The sequence below is a fragment of the Streptomyces sp. NBC_01255 genome (genome assembly GCF_036226445.1).
In the GTDB taxonomy this organism is placed as follows: domain Bacteria; phylum Actinomycetota; class Actinomycetes; order Streptomycetales; family Streptomycetaceae; genus Streptomyces.
The window spans coordinates 729,018-744,137 of the sequence record NZ_CP108474.1; the positions used below are offsets into that span (position 1 = coordinate 729,018).

Genomic DNA, 15,120 nt, shown 5'->3' on the forward strand with positions numbered 1-15,120 from the left:
CATGCACACTGCACACGCCCCCGCCGTCGTGACCACCGCGCACGCGGCCCCCGCCCCCGTCGAGCCGCTGCTCGACGACGTGTCGATCGCCGTCCTCGCCCCCGGCCACCCCGGCGTGCGACCCGGATGGGAGCTGGCCTCCCTCCCGGGCGGACTGCGGATGCTGTCCGTACGGGCCGACGGGGTGCCCGTGGAGATCCGCCTCTCGGTCCCGCTCGGCGACGCGGCGGGCTACTGGCACCCGGAGGGCGGCTGGCGGCGCACGCTCGTGGCCGACTGGGAGGGGCTCAGCCAGGTCAGCCTGGTCTCCGGCCCCGCCGTCGGCTGTCTGTACGAGCACTCCGGCGCCACCCTGCTCGCCTTCGCCGCAGCCGACCCGGTCCCCGAGGCCACGGTCCGTTTCGGCGTCTCGGAGGAGAACGACACCCACGTCGTCCATCTGAGCCTCCCGGCCGCCTCGGAGCCGCACCGTCTGCTGCTCGTCCCGCGCGCGCCGTCCGTCGCCGCCGCCCTGCGACCGCTGCGCTCCTGGTTCGCCGCCGCCCACCCGCCGATGCCGGTGCCGGACGCGGCCCGCCTCCCGGTGTACTCCACCTGGTACGCCTTCAACCAGGACGTCACCGCCGAGGCCGTGGAGGCGCAGGCGGGGCCGGCCGCCGAGCTGGGCTGCGGGGTGCTCATCCTGGACGACGGCTGGCAGCGGTTCGGCAACGGCCGGGGCTACGCCGGCTGCGGGGACTGGGAGCCGGACCCCGCCAAGTTCCCCGACCTCGCCGGGCATGTGGCCCGGGTGCGCGACCGGGGGCTGCGCTATCTGCTCTGGGTGGCGCCGCTGCTGCTCGGTCCGGAGGCCGACCGCCACGACCACTGGGCGTCCGCGGCGCCCGCCCCGGCCACCGTGCCGGGCGCCTCCGTGCTCGACCCGCGCCGCCCCGACGTGCGCCGGCACGTCGTCGATCTGTGCGTCTCCCTCGTGCGCGAGTACGGTGTCGACGGCCTCAAGCTGGACTTCCTCGACGAGGCGGCGGTCTACGCGGGCGACGGCGCCGGGGACGTCGGCCGGGCGATGACCGTGCTGCTCACGGAGGTGCGCCGGGCCCTGGAGGCCGTACGGCCCGAGCTGCTGCTCGAACTGCGCCAGCCGTACGTGGGTCCCGGCATGACGCCGTTCGGGAACATGCTGCGCTCCTACGACTGCCCAGCGGACGCGACCGCCAACCGGGTGCGGACTCTCGACACCTCGCTCCTCGCGGTGGGCGGGGCCGTCCACTCCGACATGGTGATGTGGTCGCGCTCCGCGCCGGTCGAAACGGTGGCCCGCCAGCTGATCGGGTCCCTGCACGCGGTGCCGCAGATCTCCGTACGCCTGGACGGGGCGCCGCCGGAACACCTGGCCGCCGTGCGGTTCTGGCTCGGGCGCTGGCACCTGCACCGGGAGGTGCTGCTCGACGGGGACGTGGAGCCGGGACGGCCGGACGAGCTGTACCCGCTGGTGGTGGCGGCGCGTGGCGACGAGTGTCTGGTGAGCGTGCACGGCGACCGGGTGGTGGAGCTCGACTTCGCCGCGTACCGCCGCTTCCACCTCGTCAACGGCTCGGACCGGGACCGGCTGATGGTGGAGGTCACCGGCGGCGGTGGCCGGGTGGCCGCCAGGGTCCACGGGCCGGACGGCCGTATGATGAATGATCCGCTGTCGCACCTGCCGGAGGGGCCCCACTCCCTGGCCGTCCCGCGTGGCGGTCTGGTTTCGCTCGTACTCACGGAAGGACCGCGATGAAGGTCGGCATCACCGACGTCGCAGCCCACGCACAGGTCAGCGAGGCCACCGTCAGTCGGGTGATCAACCGGCGGCAGGGCGTGTCGAAGAAGACCCGCGAGGCGGTCGAGCAGGCGATGGCCGAGCTCGGCTACGAGCGGGTCACGCAGGGGCAACTGGTCGCGGTGGTGACGGAGTTCGTCTCCAACCCGTTCTTCGCCGACGTCGCCGAGCGGATCGAGTCGGCGCTCGCCCCGCACGGTCTCAAGACCGTGCTCTGCCCCGTCTTCCCCGGCGGCGTCCAGGAGTTGGACTTCCTCACCTCCCTCGTCGACAAGGGCGTCGCGGCCGTCGTCTTCCTCTCCGCGTCCAACACGGTGGAGGGCGCGGACACGGACGGCTACGAACTGCTGCGGCAGCGCCGCGTCCCGTACGTCGGGATCAACGGCGAGTTCGCGGACGGCGTGCCGGCCCCGGTCTTCTCCACGGACGACGCGCTCGCCGCCGAACTGGCCGTGGACCACCTCCACCGCCTGGGCCACCGGCGCATCGGCATGGCGTCGGGCCCTGCGGGGAACCGGCCCGCCGACCGGCGGGTGCGGGGCTTCGTCGAGGCCATGGGCCGGCGCGGCATCGACGGTGCGGAGGGCTGGGTCGTCCGCCAGTCCTACAGCGTGGAGGGCGGGCAGGCCGCGGCCTCGGCCCTCGTCGGCCTCGGTGCCACCGGGATCGTCGCGGCCAGCGACTTCATGGCCCTGGGCGCCGTGCGCGGGATCCGCCGCCAGGGTCTGTCCGTGCCGGGTGACGTGTCGGTGGTGGGTTACGACGGGTCGACGGTCACCGAGTTCACCGATCCGGCCCTGACCACGGTCCGCCAGCCCGCCGACCGTCTCGCCCTGGAGGTGGGCCGCAGCGTCCTGGCCCTGGTCAGCAACCGCGAGGTCCCCACGGGCGAGCTCCTCTTCGACCCGGAGCTCGTCATCCGCGCCTCGACGGGCCCCGCGGCCCCGTAGGGGCGCCGGGCGCCGAACGGAAAGGGACTCGGCCAGTGACGGAGACCGGCAAGGCCGGAGCGGCCTCGCTCAGCGCGCGGGCGCGTGAGGCCGTGTTGCAGCGCATCGTCGACCGGCGGTACGCGCAGGGCGCACGGCTCGTCGAGCGCGAGGTCGCCGAGGAGCTCGGCATGTCCCGCGTGCCCGTGCGGGAGGCGCTGCGCGCGCTCGTCGCCGAGGGCCTCCTCGAACTGCTCCCGCACAGCGGGGTGCGGGTGCGGCGACTCGAACGCGTCGACGTGGAGCACTTGTACGAGGTCTGGGAGCCGCTCGCGGTCCAGGCGTCGCGGCTCGCGGCGCGGGCCCTGGCCGCGGGGGCCCTGGCGGCGGGCGGCGCCGAGCAGCTCGCCGCACTGGAGGCGACGCTCCGGCAGGCCGAGTCGGCGGCAGCGGCGGGCGAGGGCACGCGCGAGGTGGCCGCCCACACGGCGTTCCACGAGGGCATCGTGGAACTGGCGGGCAATCCGCTGCTCGCCCGCACCATGGAGCAGCTGAGCTGGCAGCTGAGACTGGTGTTCGGACTGCGCGAGGAGCCCGCGCACATGCGGGCCCAGCACGCCGAGATGTTCCGGCACATCGCCGCCGGGGACGCGGAGGCCGCGGCGGCGAGCACGCTGCTGCACGTACGGGACAGCAGGGCCGTCGCGCTACGCTCCCTCTTCGGCGACTCCTGAGAGTATTTGTATACCAAGATGGACTGGACGCCATCCCGCCGACGTGCACGAACGTCGTGACGTGCGGATTTCGTCGTCTCCCGATCACACCCTTGTTCGGCGCCTTTCACTTGGTATACAAAAACGGGGAGCCCATCGGCCCTCTCCCCAAGGAGCTCCCATGCGTGTCGAAGCCACCCCCTCCGCCCTCTCCCGCCGCACGATGCTCGCCGGTGCCGCCGCCCTGGCCGGTACGACGGCCGCGATGGCCGCCACCGCGACCTCCGCCCACGCCGCGGCCCCGTCGCACTCCGAGGCCGCCGTGTCCGGCGCCGCGGGCCGCCGCGACAAGGCCGTGGTCTTCCGGAACGTCCGCCCGTTCGGCGCGGCGAAGGCCACCGACCTCGTCGTCGTGGACGGCCGAATCACGAAGGGCCCGGCGCCGCGCGGCGCGAAGGTCGTCGAGGGCGGCGGCCGGATCGCGCTGCCCTCGCTCGTGGACGCGCACATCCACCCCGACAAGACGACCTGGGGCGGCTCCTGGGTGTCGCGGCGCCCCGCAAGCGGCATCGCCGACTACGTCGCCCAGGACGTCGAGCTGTTCAAGGCCCAGCGCCGCCCCGTCGCGGAACGCGCGTACGGGCTGATGTCCCACGCCGTCACCCGGGGCACCCGGGCGATGCGCGCCCACGCCGATGTCGCCCCGGCCTACGGTCTGGCCGGGGTGGAGGGTGTGGCGGAGGCCCGCGAGCGGCTGCGCCACGCGCTCGACGTCCAGATCGTGGCCTTCCCGCAGCACGGCGTCATCCGTACGCCGGGTACGGCGGCGCTGCTTGAGCGGGCGGCGCGCGAGGGCACGATCGACATGATCGGCGGCATCGACCCGATCGGGTTCGACCAGGCCCTCGACGCACAGCTCGACGTGGTCTTCGGCATCGCGGACCGCCACGGCGTCGGCGTGGACATCCACCTCCACGATCAGGGCGAGAAGGGCGTCAAGGCGATGCGCGGCATCATCGACCGCACGCGGGCCCTGTCGCTCGCCGGCAAGGTCACCGTCAGCCATGTCTTCTGCCTGCCGGGTCTGTCGGACCGCGAACTCGGCTCCCTCGCCACCGACCTCGGCGCCCAGGACATCGCCCTGACCACGGTGGCGCCCTCCGACTCGCTGGTGCTGCCGATCGCCCGGCTGCGCGAGCACGGGGTGCGGGTCGGGCTCGGCTCCGACGGCGTGCGCGACTCGTGGAGCCCGTTCGGCAACGCGGACATGCTGCACCGCGCGCAGCTCCTCGGGTGGGTGCGGGACGTGCGCCTCGACGAGGAGCTGGAGGACTGCTACCGCGTCGCGGCCCACGGCGGCGCGGACGTCATGGGCCTCGCGCACGCCGACCTCACGCCCGGCGCCCCGGCCGACTTCGTCCTCGTACGGGGCGAATGCCTGCCGCAGGTCGTCGTGGACATGCCCCAGCGGGACATGGTCGTGCACGGCGGAGCCGTGGTGGCCCGCAACGGCGAGTTCCTCGGCTGACCCCGGGCGCCGCCACCCGGGGCGGTCCGTCCGCTCCGGTTCGCCCTTTCCGGTTCGCCCCTCCGGGTCAGCCGTTGGGCCAGGACGCGGCGACCAGCTTCGCCCGGATCACCTGCCACTGCGCGGCCATGTCGTGCACGAGGTACAGGTCCCGGCTGCGGGTCCACGGCTGCCCGGACTCGGCGTCGTAGACGTGCGGCATGGCGAAGCCCCTGGGGGCGTACGCGGTCATGCCGCGGTCCCGGGTGGTCCGGACGCACCGCTTGTGGTGGTCGCGGAAGCCGACGACGCAGGCGGTGCCGATGCCGCCGGGCAGCGCGCGGCGTGCTTCGGCCGCCTGGGCGGCCACGCCGTCCGTGCTCAGATAGGTGATCGTGCCGTCCGGCGCGATCACCGGCTCGATCGCCACGACGTCGGTCATGCCGTGGTCGGCTTCCAGGAAGCGGGCGATCTCCCACTGGGCGTAGACGGGGACGTCGCGCGCGGCGCGGATCCGGGCGACCGTCGCGGCCAGCTCCTCGTTCACGGGCCCGGGCTCGGGCAGCGTCTTCGCGGGGTCCCCGCCCCCGGCGGCCGGCCGGTTGCCGAACCCGTACGCGACGACGAAGTCCACGGCGGACAGCGGCGCCGTCTCCGGCTCCCAGTCGAAGCCGACGTCGAGGAGGTGCGGCACGAGCTCCTTCGCCACCGCCCTGTCCTCCAGCTCACGGGTCAGCACGGGAAGCATGTGGCGCGCGAGCCCCGCCGCCCCCGGCTCGGCGGCCCACGTCGGCCCCGCCCCGGCGGCCGGAGCCGCCTGGGCCGGGGTGGCGGCCAGTACGGGCGGTGCGGCGAGAGCGGCGGTCAGCGCGGCGGCGAATCGGCGACGGTGCACGTCAGGTACAGCCCTTCGGGAACGGCCGACCGGGTGCCGGCACGCCTCGCATGCTCCTTACACCGAACAACCGCCCCATGAACCCGCGATGACCACCCCCTTGCGCCCACAGGTCGGCCTGCCTCGGCAGGGAAGCCCGGGACATTCGTCTTGGGAGCGCTCTCAACACCTGAGCGGTACAGATATCCTGGTCGACGTCGGACCGCAGCTCAGCAGACGCAGACGAGGAGCGACCGCCTTGCCCGATCAGACCACGGGGTCCCGCCCCACGCTGGAAGCCGTCGCCGCACGCGCCGGTGTGTCCCGCGCCACGGCCTCCCGTGTCGTCAACGGGGGTGCGGGCGTCCGCGCTCCGCTGGTCGACAAGGTGAACAAGGCGGTCGAGGAGCTCGGCTACGTCCCGAACCACGCGGCGCGCACCCTGGTCACCCGGCGCAACGGCGCCGTGGCCGTGATCATCGAGGAGCCGGAGTTCCGGATCTTCTCCGATCCGTTCTTCGAGCAGCAGGTGCGTGGTATCAGCCGGGAGTTGACGGCGTACGACGCCCAGCTGGTGCTGCTGTGGGTGGAGGGTCCGGGCGATCACGAGCGGATCGCGCGCTATCTGGGCGGCGGGCACGTCGACGGGGCGCTCGCGTTCTCCCTGCACAGCGACGACGCGCTGCCCTCCCTCATCGACCGGGCCCGGATCCCGGTGGTGTTCGGCGGGCGCCCCGCCCCCGGCACCGACCCGGCCGTGCCGTTCGTCGACTGCGACAACCGCGGCGGCGCCCGGGAGGCCGTGGGGCACCTCGTCGGTCTGGGCCGCCGGGCCGTCGCCCACATCGCCGGGCCCCGGGACCAGACGTCCGCGGTCGACCGGCTCCACGGCTACCACGACGTCCTTCCCGACGCGGATCCGGACCTCCTGTGCCAGGGCTCCTTCACCGAGGAGAGCGGCGCCCGCGCGATGGCCGAGCTCCTCGACCGGCGGCCGGACGTCGACGGTGTCTTCGTCGCGAACGACCTGATGGCGACGGGTGCGCTGCGTACGCTCCGGGAGCGCGGGGTCCGGGTCCCCGAGGACGTGGCGGTCGTCGGCTTCGACGACATGGCCTCGGTGGTCGAGCGGGCCACGCCGGCCCTGACGACGGTCCGTCAGGACATCGAGGGCATGGGGCGGTTGATGGTCAAGCTGCTGATGCGGCTGCTCGACGGGCCCGGCGGCGCGGCTCCCGGCTCCGTGATCACCCCGACGTCGCTGGTGCTCCGCGACTCGGCCTGAGGGAACGCGCGGAGCGGCGGGCCCGGAGGTGTCTCCGGGCCCGCCGCTCCTGTGGGGGTGTCGGGTCAGTCGTACGGGATGACGACCACGGACCGGTCCGTGCCGGTCTGGACGCGCGCGTCGCCGTTCCCGATCGCGCTCCACACCTCAAGGCGGACTGTCCCGCCGGTCAGGTTGCCGAGTGTTCCGGTGGCGGACTTGAGGCCGCGGGACTGGGCGTACTCCTCCCAGCCCGTGACCGGGTCGGTCGCGAAGTAGTGGTACGTCTCCGTCCGTTCGAAGGTGCCGTCACCGGTGAGGTCGTAGCTGACGCGGGCCTGCTGGCCCAGACCGACGGCCGTGCCGGCGTCGAGCTGGAGGCGGAAGGCGGTGGAACCGCCCGCCCTGAGCGTGCCGTTGACTCCCTTGACCTCGTAGACGACCGGACGGTTCGGGGTGCCGTCGTGGTTGCCGCCCTGGGCCGAGAGGACGGTGTCGCTGCCCGCCGTGGCGCCGGTGGCCGTGGTGAGCGTGCCGCCGGTGCGGAGCTGGAAGGTGTTCCCGGTGCCGGGCTCCGGCTCGGGATCGGGGTCCGTGCCGCCGCCCGTGCCGTTGCCCGTCGCGGTGGAACGCGCGGGCACGGACAGGGACTTGCCGTCGGAGAAGGTGACCGTGCGGGCGGTGGAGCCGTGGTTGTGGGCCACGTACGTCCGCGTCGTGCCCTTGGTGAAGACGGCCGAGGTGGGGAGCGACCCGGTGACGGAGGCGTCGGGGGCGCCGAGGGTGTCGAGGGTCGTGAGCCAGTGGTAGGTGTGGGCCTTGGACTCCCCCGCCTCCGGGGTGTATCCGGCGTGGCCCGCGTCCCACTTGGCCTTCGCGGCGGCCGGGTCGGCGAAGGACTGGAACTCCCAGAGGATGTCGCGCCATTCGACGGCGGGTCCGCCGTTCTCGCGCTCCAGCTCGGCGATGTTGCGCCGGACGGCGTCCTTGTGTCCGCCGAGGTGGAGTGAACCGCCGGTCACAGGCAGGACGTTGATGCCGTGGATCTCCTCGGGGTTGGCGGTCCACCAGGTCGAGTAGGCGGCGCCGCTGCCCCACACCATGCCGGCCGTGTCGTGCTGGAAGCCCGCGGGGAAGACCTGCTGGTCGGCGTCGAACCAGTACTGGGCGATGGCCTCGCCCTCCGTGGTGAGGAGGTACGTGCCGAGGTCGCGCAGCGCGGTGTCGCCGGTGGCCGAGCCCCACAGGACGAGCGCCGCGCTGAGGTTGGTCGACTCGGAGGACGACTCCTGGTTGTTTCCGGCGGCGAAGCCCTGGTGGCCGCTGGCCCAGCTGTGCCCGGCGTAGACGTCGAAGCCGCGCAGGAAGGGGTAGGCGCCGTCGGTGCGGCTGGGGTTGGCGGTGTCGCGGACCAGGGTCTTCACCATGGAGCCCCAGGCGGAGTCGGCGGCCCAGGCCGGGTCGTACTGGGCGACGATCGCGGCCGCGTAGACGTAGTAGCCGTAGTGGAAGTGGTGGTCGTTGAGTTCGGTGTCGCTGCCGTAGGAGGCCGGGTAGCCCGTGAGGGTCTTCCATGCCTGGTCGTAGGAGAACTCGCTCGCTCCGCCGGCCGTGAACCAGTCCTGGAGGCGCCCCTTCATGAGCCCGAGGAGCTTGTCGCGGATCGCGCCCTCGCCGATCTGGTCGGCGAGCGGCACCAGCTGGGCGAGCTTGCCGAGGGCCTTGCCCGTCCAGTACGTGTCGACGGCGCCGGAGAACGGGTCGGAGGAGTTCGCGACCTCGTTCAGATAGCCGCGCAGCCGGGCCGTGTCCACGCCCGCGCCGCCCGGGAGGCCCGGCAGGGTGGCGGCCGCCTTCTGGGTGGTGGTGAAGGAGGCCGACTCCCGGACCTTCATCGTGCCGCGGGGCGAGACGTACGTGTACGGGGTGAGCGGGTCGGTGGTGTGCAGCCACTGGTGCCGGTAGAGCGCCTGGAGGGAGCCGCGCTCGGCGCCCTCCTTCGCCTCGGTGGTGAGGCTGTAGGTGGCCCGGACCGTGCCCGCGTCGTAGCTCCAGTTCACCGTGGATCCGGTGACGAAGCTGTACGCGTACTTGCGGTAGGTCGCGAGCGCGTCCGTGGAGGGCAGCACGGCGACGGAGAAGTAGTCCTTGCCGCCGAGGCCGGCGGTGATGGTGGACCCGGACACGTTCCAGTCGGTGCCGGTGGGCGAGAAGAGGGCGTAGTGGTGGCCCGCGACGGTGATCCCGAGGACGTTGCCCTGGTCGGCGAAGACGGTGGGGGCGGTGGCGGTGGTGATCCGGGCGTCGCCGCCCGTGCCCTTGGCGTACACGAAGGGCATGCCGTGGCCGATGGTGGTGCGCAGGGTGCGCGCGCCGTCGGACCAGTAGGGGGTGACCGTCCAGTCGGACCAGGCGTCGGCCTTGGTGTCGGGCGAGTTGAGCCCGGTGAGGCCGAGGGTCAGGTCGCGCTTGTGGGCGTACTCGTACTGGCGGCCGTCGCCGACGACGGCTGCGCTGGTCGGGTAGCCGATGTCCAGGCCGCCGGCGGTGGCCTGGTAGGTGAGCGGATGGCCGTACATGGGGGTGGAGTACGGGTTGTCCCCGTAGCGCTGGAAGGCGAGGGAGGACCACCAGTCGTTGGTGGGCACCGGCTTGCCCTGGGCGGCGGCGGTGACCTTGGGGGTGACCGGTGCGCCGGTGTTCGTGGTGGGGCCGGAGGTACCGGCGGGGCGGGTGTCGGAGTGGCTTCCGGCGCCCACGGGGACGGTGGCGGCGGCCGCGGGAGCGGCGGCGGGGCCCAGTCCCAGGGCGGCGAGGGCGGAGACCAGGGCCAGTACGGCGACCGGCCGGGTGCGGGGGGACGGACGGCTGCGGGGAGTGAGCCTGGTGCGGGGGGCTGGCATGAACGGCACCTCATGTCGTCACGACGGATCGAGCACGGAACGGCCTTCGAGAGCGCTCTCAAGCGCACTGAATGGCCGAAAACGTAAAACTCTCGAAACCTGGGTGTCAAGAGAGGGGACACGGACGGCAGTTGGGCCCGAGTCCAAGCCGTTACGCCTTCAAGTCTTGACGGGACACCCGGACCGCAGGCACGCTCCAACCGCATTCTTGAGAGCGCTCTCAACCAGTTCTCTCGCTCGCCCCGGAGCCAAGGGAGGCCCCCATGCCCATCGACCGAGCCGCCAGATCCACCACCGTCGCCGTCCGCCTCGGCGCGGTCGTCCTCAGCGGGGCGCTGCTCGCCGCCTGCGGAGGTTCGTCGGACGGGGCGGCCACGGACGGCGCGGGCGGAAAGGTCACGATCACCGTCGACCTCTTCGGCTCCTTCGGCTACAAGGAAGCCGGGCTCTACGCCGAGTACGAGAAGCTCCACCCCGGCGTCACCATCAAGCAGACGGACACGGAGGACGAGGCCGACTACTGGAAGTCCCTCCAGACCCGGCTCGCCGGCGGCGGCGGTCTCGCGGACGTCCAGGGCATCGAGGTGGGCCGGATCGCCTCCGTCACGCAGCAGCAGGCCGACAAGTTCGAGGACCTGAAGAAGTACGGGGCGGACGGCCTCAAGGGGCAGTTCGCCGAGGCGAAGTGGGCGGCGGCCACCGGGAAGAACGGCGAGGTCCTCGGACTCGGCACGGACGTCGGACCCGAGGCGATGTGCTACCGCAAGGACCTCTTCGCGAAGGCCGGGCTGCCGACGGACCGTGAGGAACTCGCGAAGCGGTGGTCCACCTGGGACGGCTATCTGGCGCTCGGGAAGCAGTACAAGGCGAAGGCCCCCGGCAAGAGCGCCTGGCTCGACAGCATCGGCAGCCTCTACTCGATCATGATCGGGCAGGAGGAGGAGCGCTACTACGACGCCTCAGGGAAGCTGATCTGGGAGGACAACCCGGCCCTGCGCGCCGCCTGGGACCACTCCGTCCAGGCCGCCGAGGGCGGGCTGAGCGCCGAGCTCGACCAGTGGTCCCCGCAGTGGAACCAGGCCTTCGCCGCCGGTTCCTTCGCCACGATCCCCTGCCCCGCCTGGATGCTCGGCTACATCAAGGGCCAGGCCGGCGAGAGCGGCAAGGGGAAGTGGGACATCGCGGCGCTCCCCGGCGGCGCCGGCAACTGGGGCGGCTCCTACCTCGCCGTGCCGAAGGCCGCGCAGCACAAGAAGGAGGCGTACGAGCTGATCAAGTGGCTCACCGCGCCCGAGCAGCAGACCAGGCTCTTCGAGAAGCAGGGCAACTTCCCCTCCTCCACCGGCGCGATCGAGAAGGTCGCCGCCGCCACGGACCCGTACTTCTCCAACGCGCCGATCGGCAAGATCTTCGGTGACGCGGCGAAGGCGGCCCCCGTCCAGGTCCTCGGCGTGCACGACCAGAACATCGCCCAGCAGATCACCAACGCGCTGAGCGAGGTCGAGCGCAAGGGCACGGCTCCCGGGAAGGCGTGGGAGAACGCGCGGAAGGGTGTCGCGAACACCCTCGGCTGATCCCGGTGCCGGACGGGCGGCCCGCTCCCCCGCGTACGCCCGTCCGGCACCGCGTTCCCCGTCCCGCTCCCCGCCCCGCCGTACACCCGTCTCGACTCCTCCCGAAGGGCCGCACCGTGACCCTCACCGCACCCGCGACACCGCCGCCGGCGCCGGCACCGCCGCATCCCCTACCCACGCCCCGGCGGGAACCGACCGTCCGGCGGGCCTGGCGGAAGGCCTCGCCGTACGCCTACATCGCCCCGTTCTTCACCCTGTTCGCCGCCTTCGGCGTCTTCCCGCTGATCTACACGGCCTACGTCTCGCTCTACCGGGTCGAGCTCCAGACGCCCGGCGACATGGAGTGGCGGGGGCTCGGCAACTACACCGCGCTGCTCGGCGACGAGTTCTTCTGGACCGCGCTGCGCAACACCTTCACCATCGGCGTGCTCTCCACCGTGCCGCAGCTGGTCATGGCCCTCGGGCTCGCGCACCTCCTCAACTACCGCATGCGCGGCCGTACTTTCCTGCGGACCGCGATCCTCCTGCCGTACGCGACCTCGGTCGCCGCCGCCACCCTCGTCTTCGCCCAGCTCTTCGGGCGCGACTTCGGCCTGATCAACTACGTCCTCGGCGTCGTCGGCATCGCTCCCGTCGACTGGCAGACCGGGACGGTCGCCTCGCAGATCGCCGTCTCGACCGTCGTCGTCTGGCGCTGGACCGGCTACAACGCGCTGATCTACCTGGCCGGCATGCAGTCGATCCCCGACGAGCTGTACGAGGCGGCCGCGATGGACGGCGCCTCGCGCTGGCGCCAGTTCCTCCACGTCACGCTGCCCGGGCTGCGGCCCACCATCGTCTTCACCGTCGTCGTCTCCACCATCGGGGCGACCCAGCTGTTCGGGGAGCCCCTGCTGCTCGAAGGGTCGATCTCGGGCGGCATCTCGCACCAGTACCAGACGCTCGGTCTCTACATGTACGAGCAGGGCTGGGGCTTCTTCCACCTGGGCAGGGCCGCCGCCATCGCCTGGGTGATGTTCCTGCTCATCGTGGTGCTCGTCGGGGTCAACGCCCTGATAGCGCGCCGCCGTTCCCGCAAGGAGGCCGGCCGATGACCGCGCCGAGCACCACCGAGGTCCCGCCCCTTCCGGCGCGGCGCGACGCACCGGCCGCCCCGGTGCCCCGGCCCCGGCGCAGCCGCCCCTCGCGGGCGGGCCGCACCCTGCACGCGGGGCCCGTCGCCTACGCGATCCTGATCGTCGCCGTCCTGGTCTCGGCCTTCCCGTTCTACTGGACGCTCGTCGCGGCGAGCCGTTCCAACGCCGACCTGGCGCAGGTCCCGCCGTCCCTGGTGCCCGGCCCGCACCTGATCCGCAACTTCGAGGCCGTGCTCGAAGAGGCGGACATCGGCAAGGCGTTGCTGAACTCCCTCATCGTCTCCGGTTCGATCACCCTCGGCACCGTGCTGTGCTGCACGCTCGCCGGCTTCGCCTTCGCCAAGCTCCGGTTCCGCGGCCGGGGTGCGCTGCTCGCGCTCACCGTGGGCACCATGATGATCCCGCCCCAGCTCGGCGTGATCCCGCTGTTCATGATGATCGCCGAGCTCGGGTGGGTGAACCAGCTCCAGTCGGTGATCCTGCCGGGCCTCGTCTCCGCGTTCGGCGTGTTCTTCATGCGGCAGTACCTGGTCCAGACGCTGCCGGACGAGCTGATCGAGGCGGCCCGGGTCGACGGCGCGTCCACCGCCCGGATCTTCTGGTCGATCGTGGTGCCGATCGCCCGGCCCGGCATGGCGGTGCTCGGGCTGCTGACCTTCATGGCCGCCTGGAACGACTTCTTCTGGCCGATCGTCGCCCTCACCTCCTCCGAGCCGACCGTCCAGGTCGCGCTGCGCCAGCTCGGCGGCGGCTACGTCCACGACCAGTCCGTGATCATGGCGGGCACGTTGCTCGGCACCCTGCCGGTGCTGCTGGTCTTCGGCCTGCTCGGCCGGCAGATCGTCGGCGGCATCATGCAGGGCGCGGTCAAGGGCTGATCCCCGTCCCGAATCGACTTCTTCTCCAACAGACCTCTCACCACCGGGAGTTCCCACCTCATGACCGCGCTCGACGCTCGCCCCGACAGCCCGACCGCTCTCCGGTTCCCGCCGGGTTTCCGCTGGGGCACCGCCACGGCGGCGTACCAGATCGAGGGTGCCGCAGCCGAGGACGGCCGCACGCCGTCCGTCTGGGACACCTTCAGCCGCACCCCCGGCAGGGTGCGCAACGGCGACACCGGTGACATCGCCGCCGACCACTACCACCGGCTCGACGAGGACATCGCCCTGATGCGGCGGCTCGGCGTCACCGACTACCGCTTCTCCGTCGCCTGGCCGCGAGTGGTGCCCACCGGTCGCGGGCCGGTCAACACCAAGGGGCTCGACTTCTACCGGCGGCTCGTCGACGGCCTCCTCGAGGCCGGGATCCGGCCCGTGGCGACGCTCTACCACTGGGACCTGCCCCAGGAGCTGGAGGACGGCGGCGGCTGGCCGGCGCGGGAGACCGCGTACCGCTTCGCCGAATACGCGGGCGTCATGGCGGAGGCGCTCGGCGACCGGGTGGCGACCTGGACCACGCTCAACGAGCCCTGGTGCGCCGCCTTCCTCGGTTACGGCAACGGCGTGCACGCCCCGGGGCACACCGACGCCCTCGCCTCGCTGCGCGCCGCTCACCACCTCAACCTGGCCCACGGTCTTGCGGCGCGGGTGCTGCGCGGGGCGCTGCCCGACTCGGCGGAGGTGTCGCTGACGCTCAACCTGCATGCGGTTCGGGCCCGTTCGGAGTCGCCCGAGGACAGGGACGCGGCCCGCCGGATCGATGCCGTCGGCAACCGGATCTTCCTCGACCCGGTCTTCCACGGCCGGCTCCCCGAGGACCTGGTCCGCGACACGGCCGGGATCACGGACTGGTCCTTCGTCGAGGACGGGGACCTGGCGACGGCGGCCGCGCCGATCGACTCGCTGGGCATCAACTACTACTCCCCCGCCGTCGTCGCGGCGGGCAGCTCCGAGTCCCCCTCGCCGTGGGCGGGCGCCGAGCGGCACGTACGGTTCGAGCCGGCCCCCGGGCCGCGCACGGCCATGGACTGGCCGGTGGACGCGGACGGGCTGTACGAGCTCCTCGTCCGGCTGCGGGACGAACTGCCGGGCGTCCCCCTGGTGGTGACGGAGAACGGCGCGGCGTACGACGACTACGCCGACCCGTCGGGGAACGTGAAGGACCCCGAGCGGGTGGCCTATCTGCACGCGCACCTGGCGGCGGTGCACCGCGCCCTCGCGGACGGGGCGGACGTGCGCGGCTACTTCCTGTGGTCGCTCCTCGACAACTTCGAGTGGGCGTACGGCTACAGCAAGCGGTTCGGCATCGTGCACGTGGACTTCGCCACGCAGCGCCGGACGCTCAAGGACAGCGCCCGCTGGTACGCGGACGTGATCACCCGGGGCGGTCTCGGCGGCTGAGCACCCCGAGGGGGGTGCCGTGGCACCCCCCCTCGGGGCCGCGGCACCCCCGGTCACCGCCC

At 72.7% G+C, this 15,120-nt stretch carries 11 protein-coding genes; 9 read left to right on the forward strand and 2 right to left on the reverse strand.

The window, feature by feature from the left end; translation table 11 throughout:
- Nucleotide 1 precedes the first annotated feature (1 nt).
- The 4 genes from OG357_RS03030 to OG357_RS03045 all read left to right on the forward strand — a co-directional run bounded on the left by OG357_RS03030 (nt 2) and on the right by OG357_RS03045 (nt 4,989).
- Complete coding sequence (locus tag OG357_RS03030; protein WP_329619617.1) at nt 2-1,777, forward strand: glycoside hydrolase family 36 protein; 1,776 nt, start codon at nt 2-4, stop codon at nt 1,775-1,777.
- The gene (locus tag OG357_RS03035) at nt 1,774-2,769 is read left to right on the forward strand and encodes a LacI family DNA-binding transcriptional regulator (protein WP_317601633.1); all 996 of its coding nucleotides are present in this window, start codon (nt 1,774-1,776) and stop codon (nt 2,767-2,769) included. Before OG357_RS03030 ends, OG357_RS03035 begins: the two co-directional genes overlap by 4 nt.
- A 35-nt stretch (nt 2,770-2,804) precedes the next feature.
- On the forward strand, nt 2,805-3,482 hold the full coding sequence (locus OG357_RS03040; protein ID WP_329619618.1) for a GntR family transcriptional regulator: 678 nt from the start codon (nt 2,805-2,807) through the stop codon (nt 3,480-3,482).
- Nucleotides 3,483-3,642: 160 nt separating this feature from the next.
- Entirely contained in the window at nt 3,643-4,989 is a 1,347-nt protein-coding gene (locus OG357_RS03045; RefSeq protein ID WP_329619619.1) for an amidohydrolase family protein, read from the forward strand.
- 67 nt (nt 4,990-5,056) lie between these two features.
- On the opposite strand, the gene OG357_RS03050 is transcribed toward OG357_RS03045, so the two are convergent.
- A complete protein-coding gene (locus OG357_RS03050; protein WP_329619620.1) occupies nt 5,057-5,863 on the reverse strand; it encodes a hypothetical protein in 807 nt (268 codons plus the stop codon).
- Nucleotides 5,864-6,101: 238 nt separating this feature from the next.
- On the opposite strand from OG357_RS03050, the gene OG357_RS03055 reads away from it, so the two are divergent.
- Nucleotides 6,102-7,127: a LacI family DNA-binding transcriptional regulator gene (locus OG357_RS03055; RefSeq protein WP_329619621.1), complete on the forward strand. Its 1,026-nt coding sequence runs from the start codon at nt 6,102-6,104 to the stop codon at nt 7,125-7,127.
- A gap of 65 nt (nt 7,128-7,192) precedes the next feature.
- Here OG357_RS03055 and OG357_RS03060 read toward each other — a convergent pair whose 3' ends face one another.
- Entirely contained in the window at nt 7,193-10,009 is a 2,817-nt protein-coding gene (locus tag OG357_RS03060; protein WP_329619622.1) for a glycosyl hydrolase, read from the reverse strand.
- A 263-nt stretch (nt 10,010-10,272) separates the two neighbouring features.
- Here OG357_RS03060 and OG357_RS03065 point away from each other — a divergent pair, with 263 nt between their 5' ends.
- The 4 genes from OG357_RS03065 (at nt 10,273) to OG357_RS03080 (ending at nt 15,058) form a co-directional block, all read left to right on the forward strand.
- Nucleotides 10,273-11,583: an ABC transporter substrate-binding protein gene (locus OG357_RS03065; protein WP_329619623.1), complete on the forward strand. Its 1,311-nt coding sequence runs from the start codon at nt 10,273-10,275 to the stop codon at nt 11,581-11,583.
- A 116-nt stretch (nt 11,584-11,699) separates the two neighbouring features.
- Nucleotides 11,700-12,677, forward strand: coding sequence for a carbohydrate ABC transporter permease (locus tag OG357_RS03070; protein WP_329619624.1), 978 nt, complete (start codon nt 11,700-11,702; stop codon nt 12,675-12,677).
- The gene (locus OG357_RS03075) at nt 12,674-13,597 is read left to right on the forward strand and encodes a carbohydrate ABC transporter permease (RefSeq protein WP_329619625.1); all 924 of its coding nucleotides are present in this window, start codon (nt 12,674-12,676) and stop codon (nt 13,595-13,597) included. The genes OG357_RS03070 and OG357_RS03075 overlap by 4 nt, the downstream gene beginning before the upstream one ends.
- A gap of 60 nt (nt 13,598-13,657) precedes the next feature.
- Nucleotides 13,658-15,058 carry a GH1 family beta-glucosidase gene (locus OG357_RS03080; RefSeq protein ID WP_329619626.1) on the forward strand — a complete coding sequence of 467 codons (1,401 nt, stop codon included), beginning with the start codon at nt 13,658-13,660 and terminating at the stop codon, nt 15,056-15,058.
- The last annotated feature ends 62 nt before the right edge of the window (nt 15,059-15,120 follow it).

Coding starts and splice junctions, on each gene's coding strand:
- OG357_RS03030 (WP_329619617.1), top strand. CDS start 2: ATGCACACTGCACACGCCCCCGCCGTCGTGACCACCGCGCACGCGGCC.
- OG357_RS03035 (WP_317601633.1), top strand. CDS start 1,774: ATGAAGGTCGGCATCACCGACGTCGCAGCCCACGCACAGGTCAGCGAG.
- OG357_RS03045 (WP_329619619.1), top strand. CDS start 3,643: ATGCGTGTCGAAGCCACCCCCTCCGCCCTCTCCCGCCGCACGATGCTC.
- OG357_RS03060 (WP_329619622.1), bottom strand. CDS start 10,009: ATGCCAGCCCCCCGCACCAGGCTCACTCCCCGCAGCCGTCCGTCCCCC.
- OG357_RS03065 (WP_329619623.1), top strand. CDS start 10,273: ATGCCCATCGACCGAGCCGCCAGATCCACCACCGTCGCCGTCCGCCTC.
- OG357_RS03075 (WP_329619625.1), top strand. CDS start 12,674: ATGACCGCGCCGAGCACCACCGAGGTCCCGCCCCTTCCGGCGCGGCGC.
- OG357_RS03080 (WP_329619626.1), top strand. CDS start 13,658: ATGACCGCGCTCGACGCTCGCCCCGACAGCCCGACCGCTCTCCGGTTC.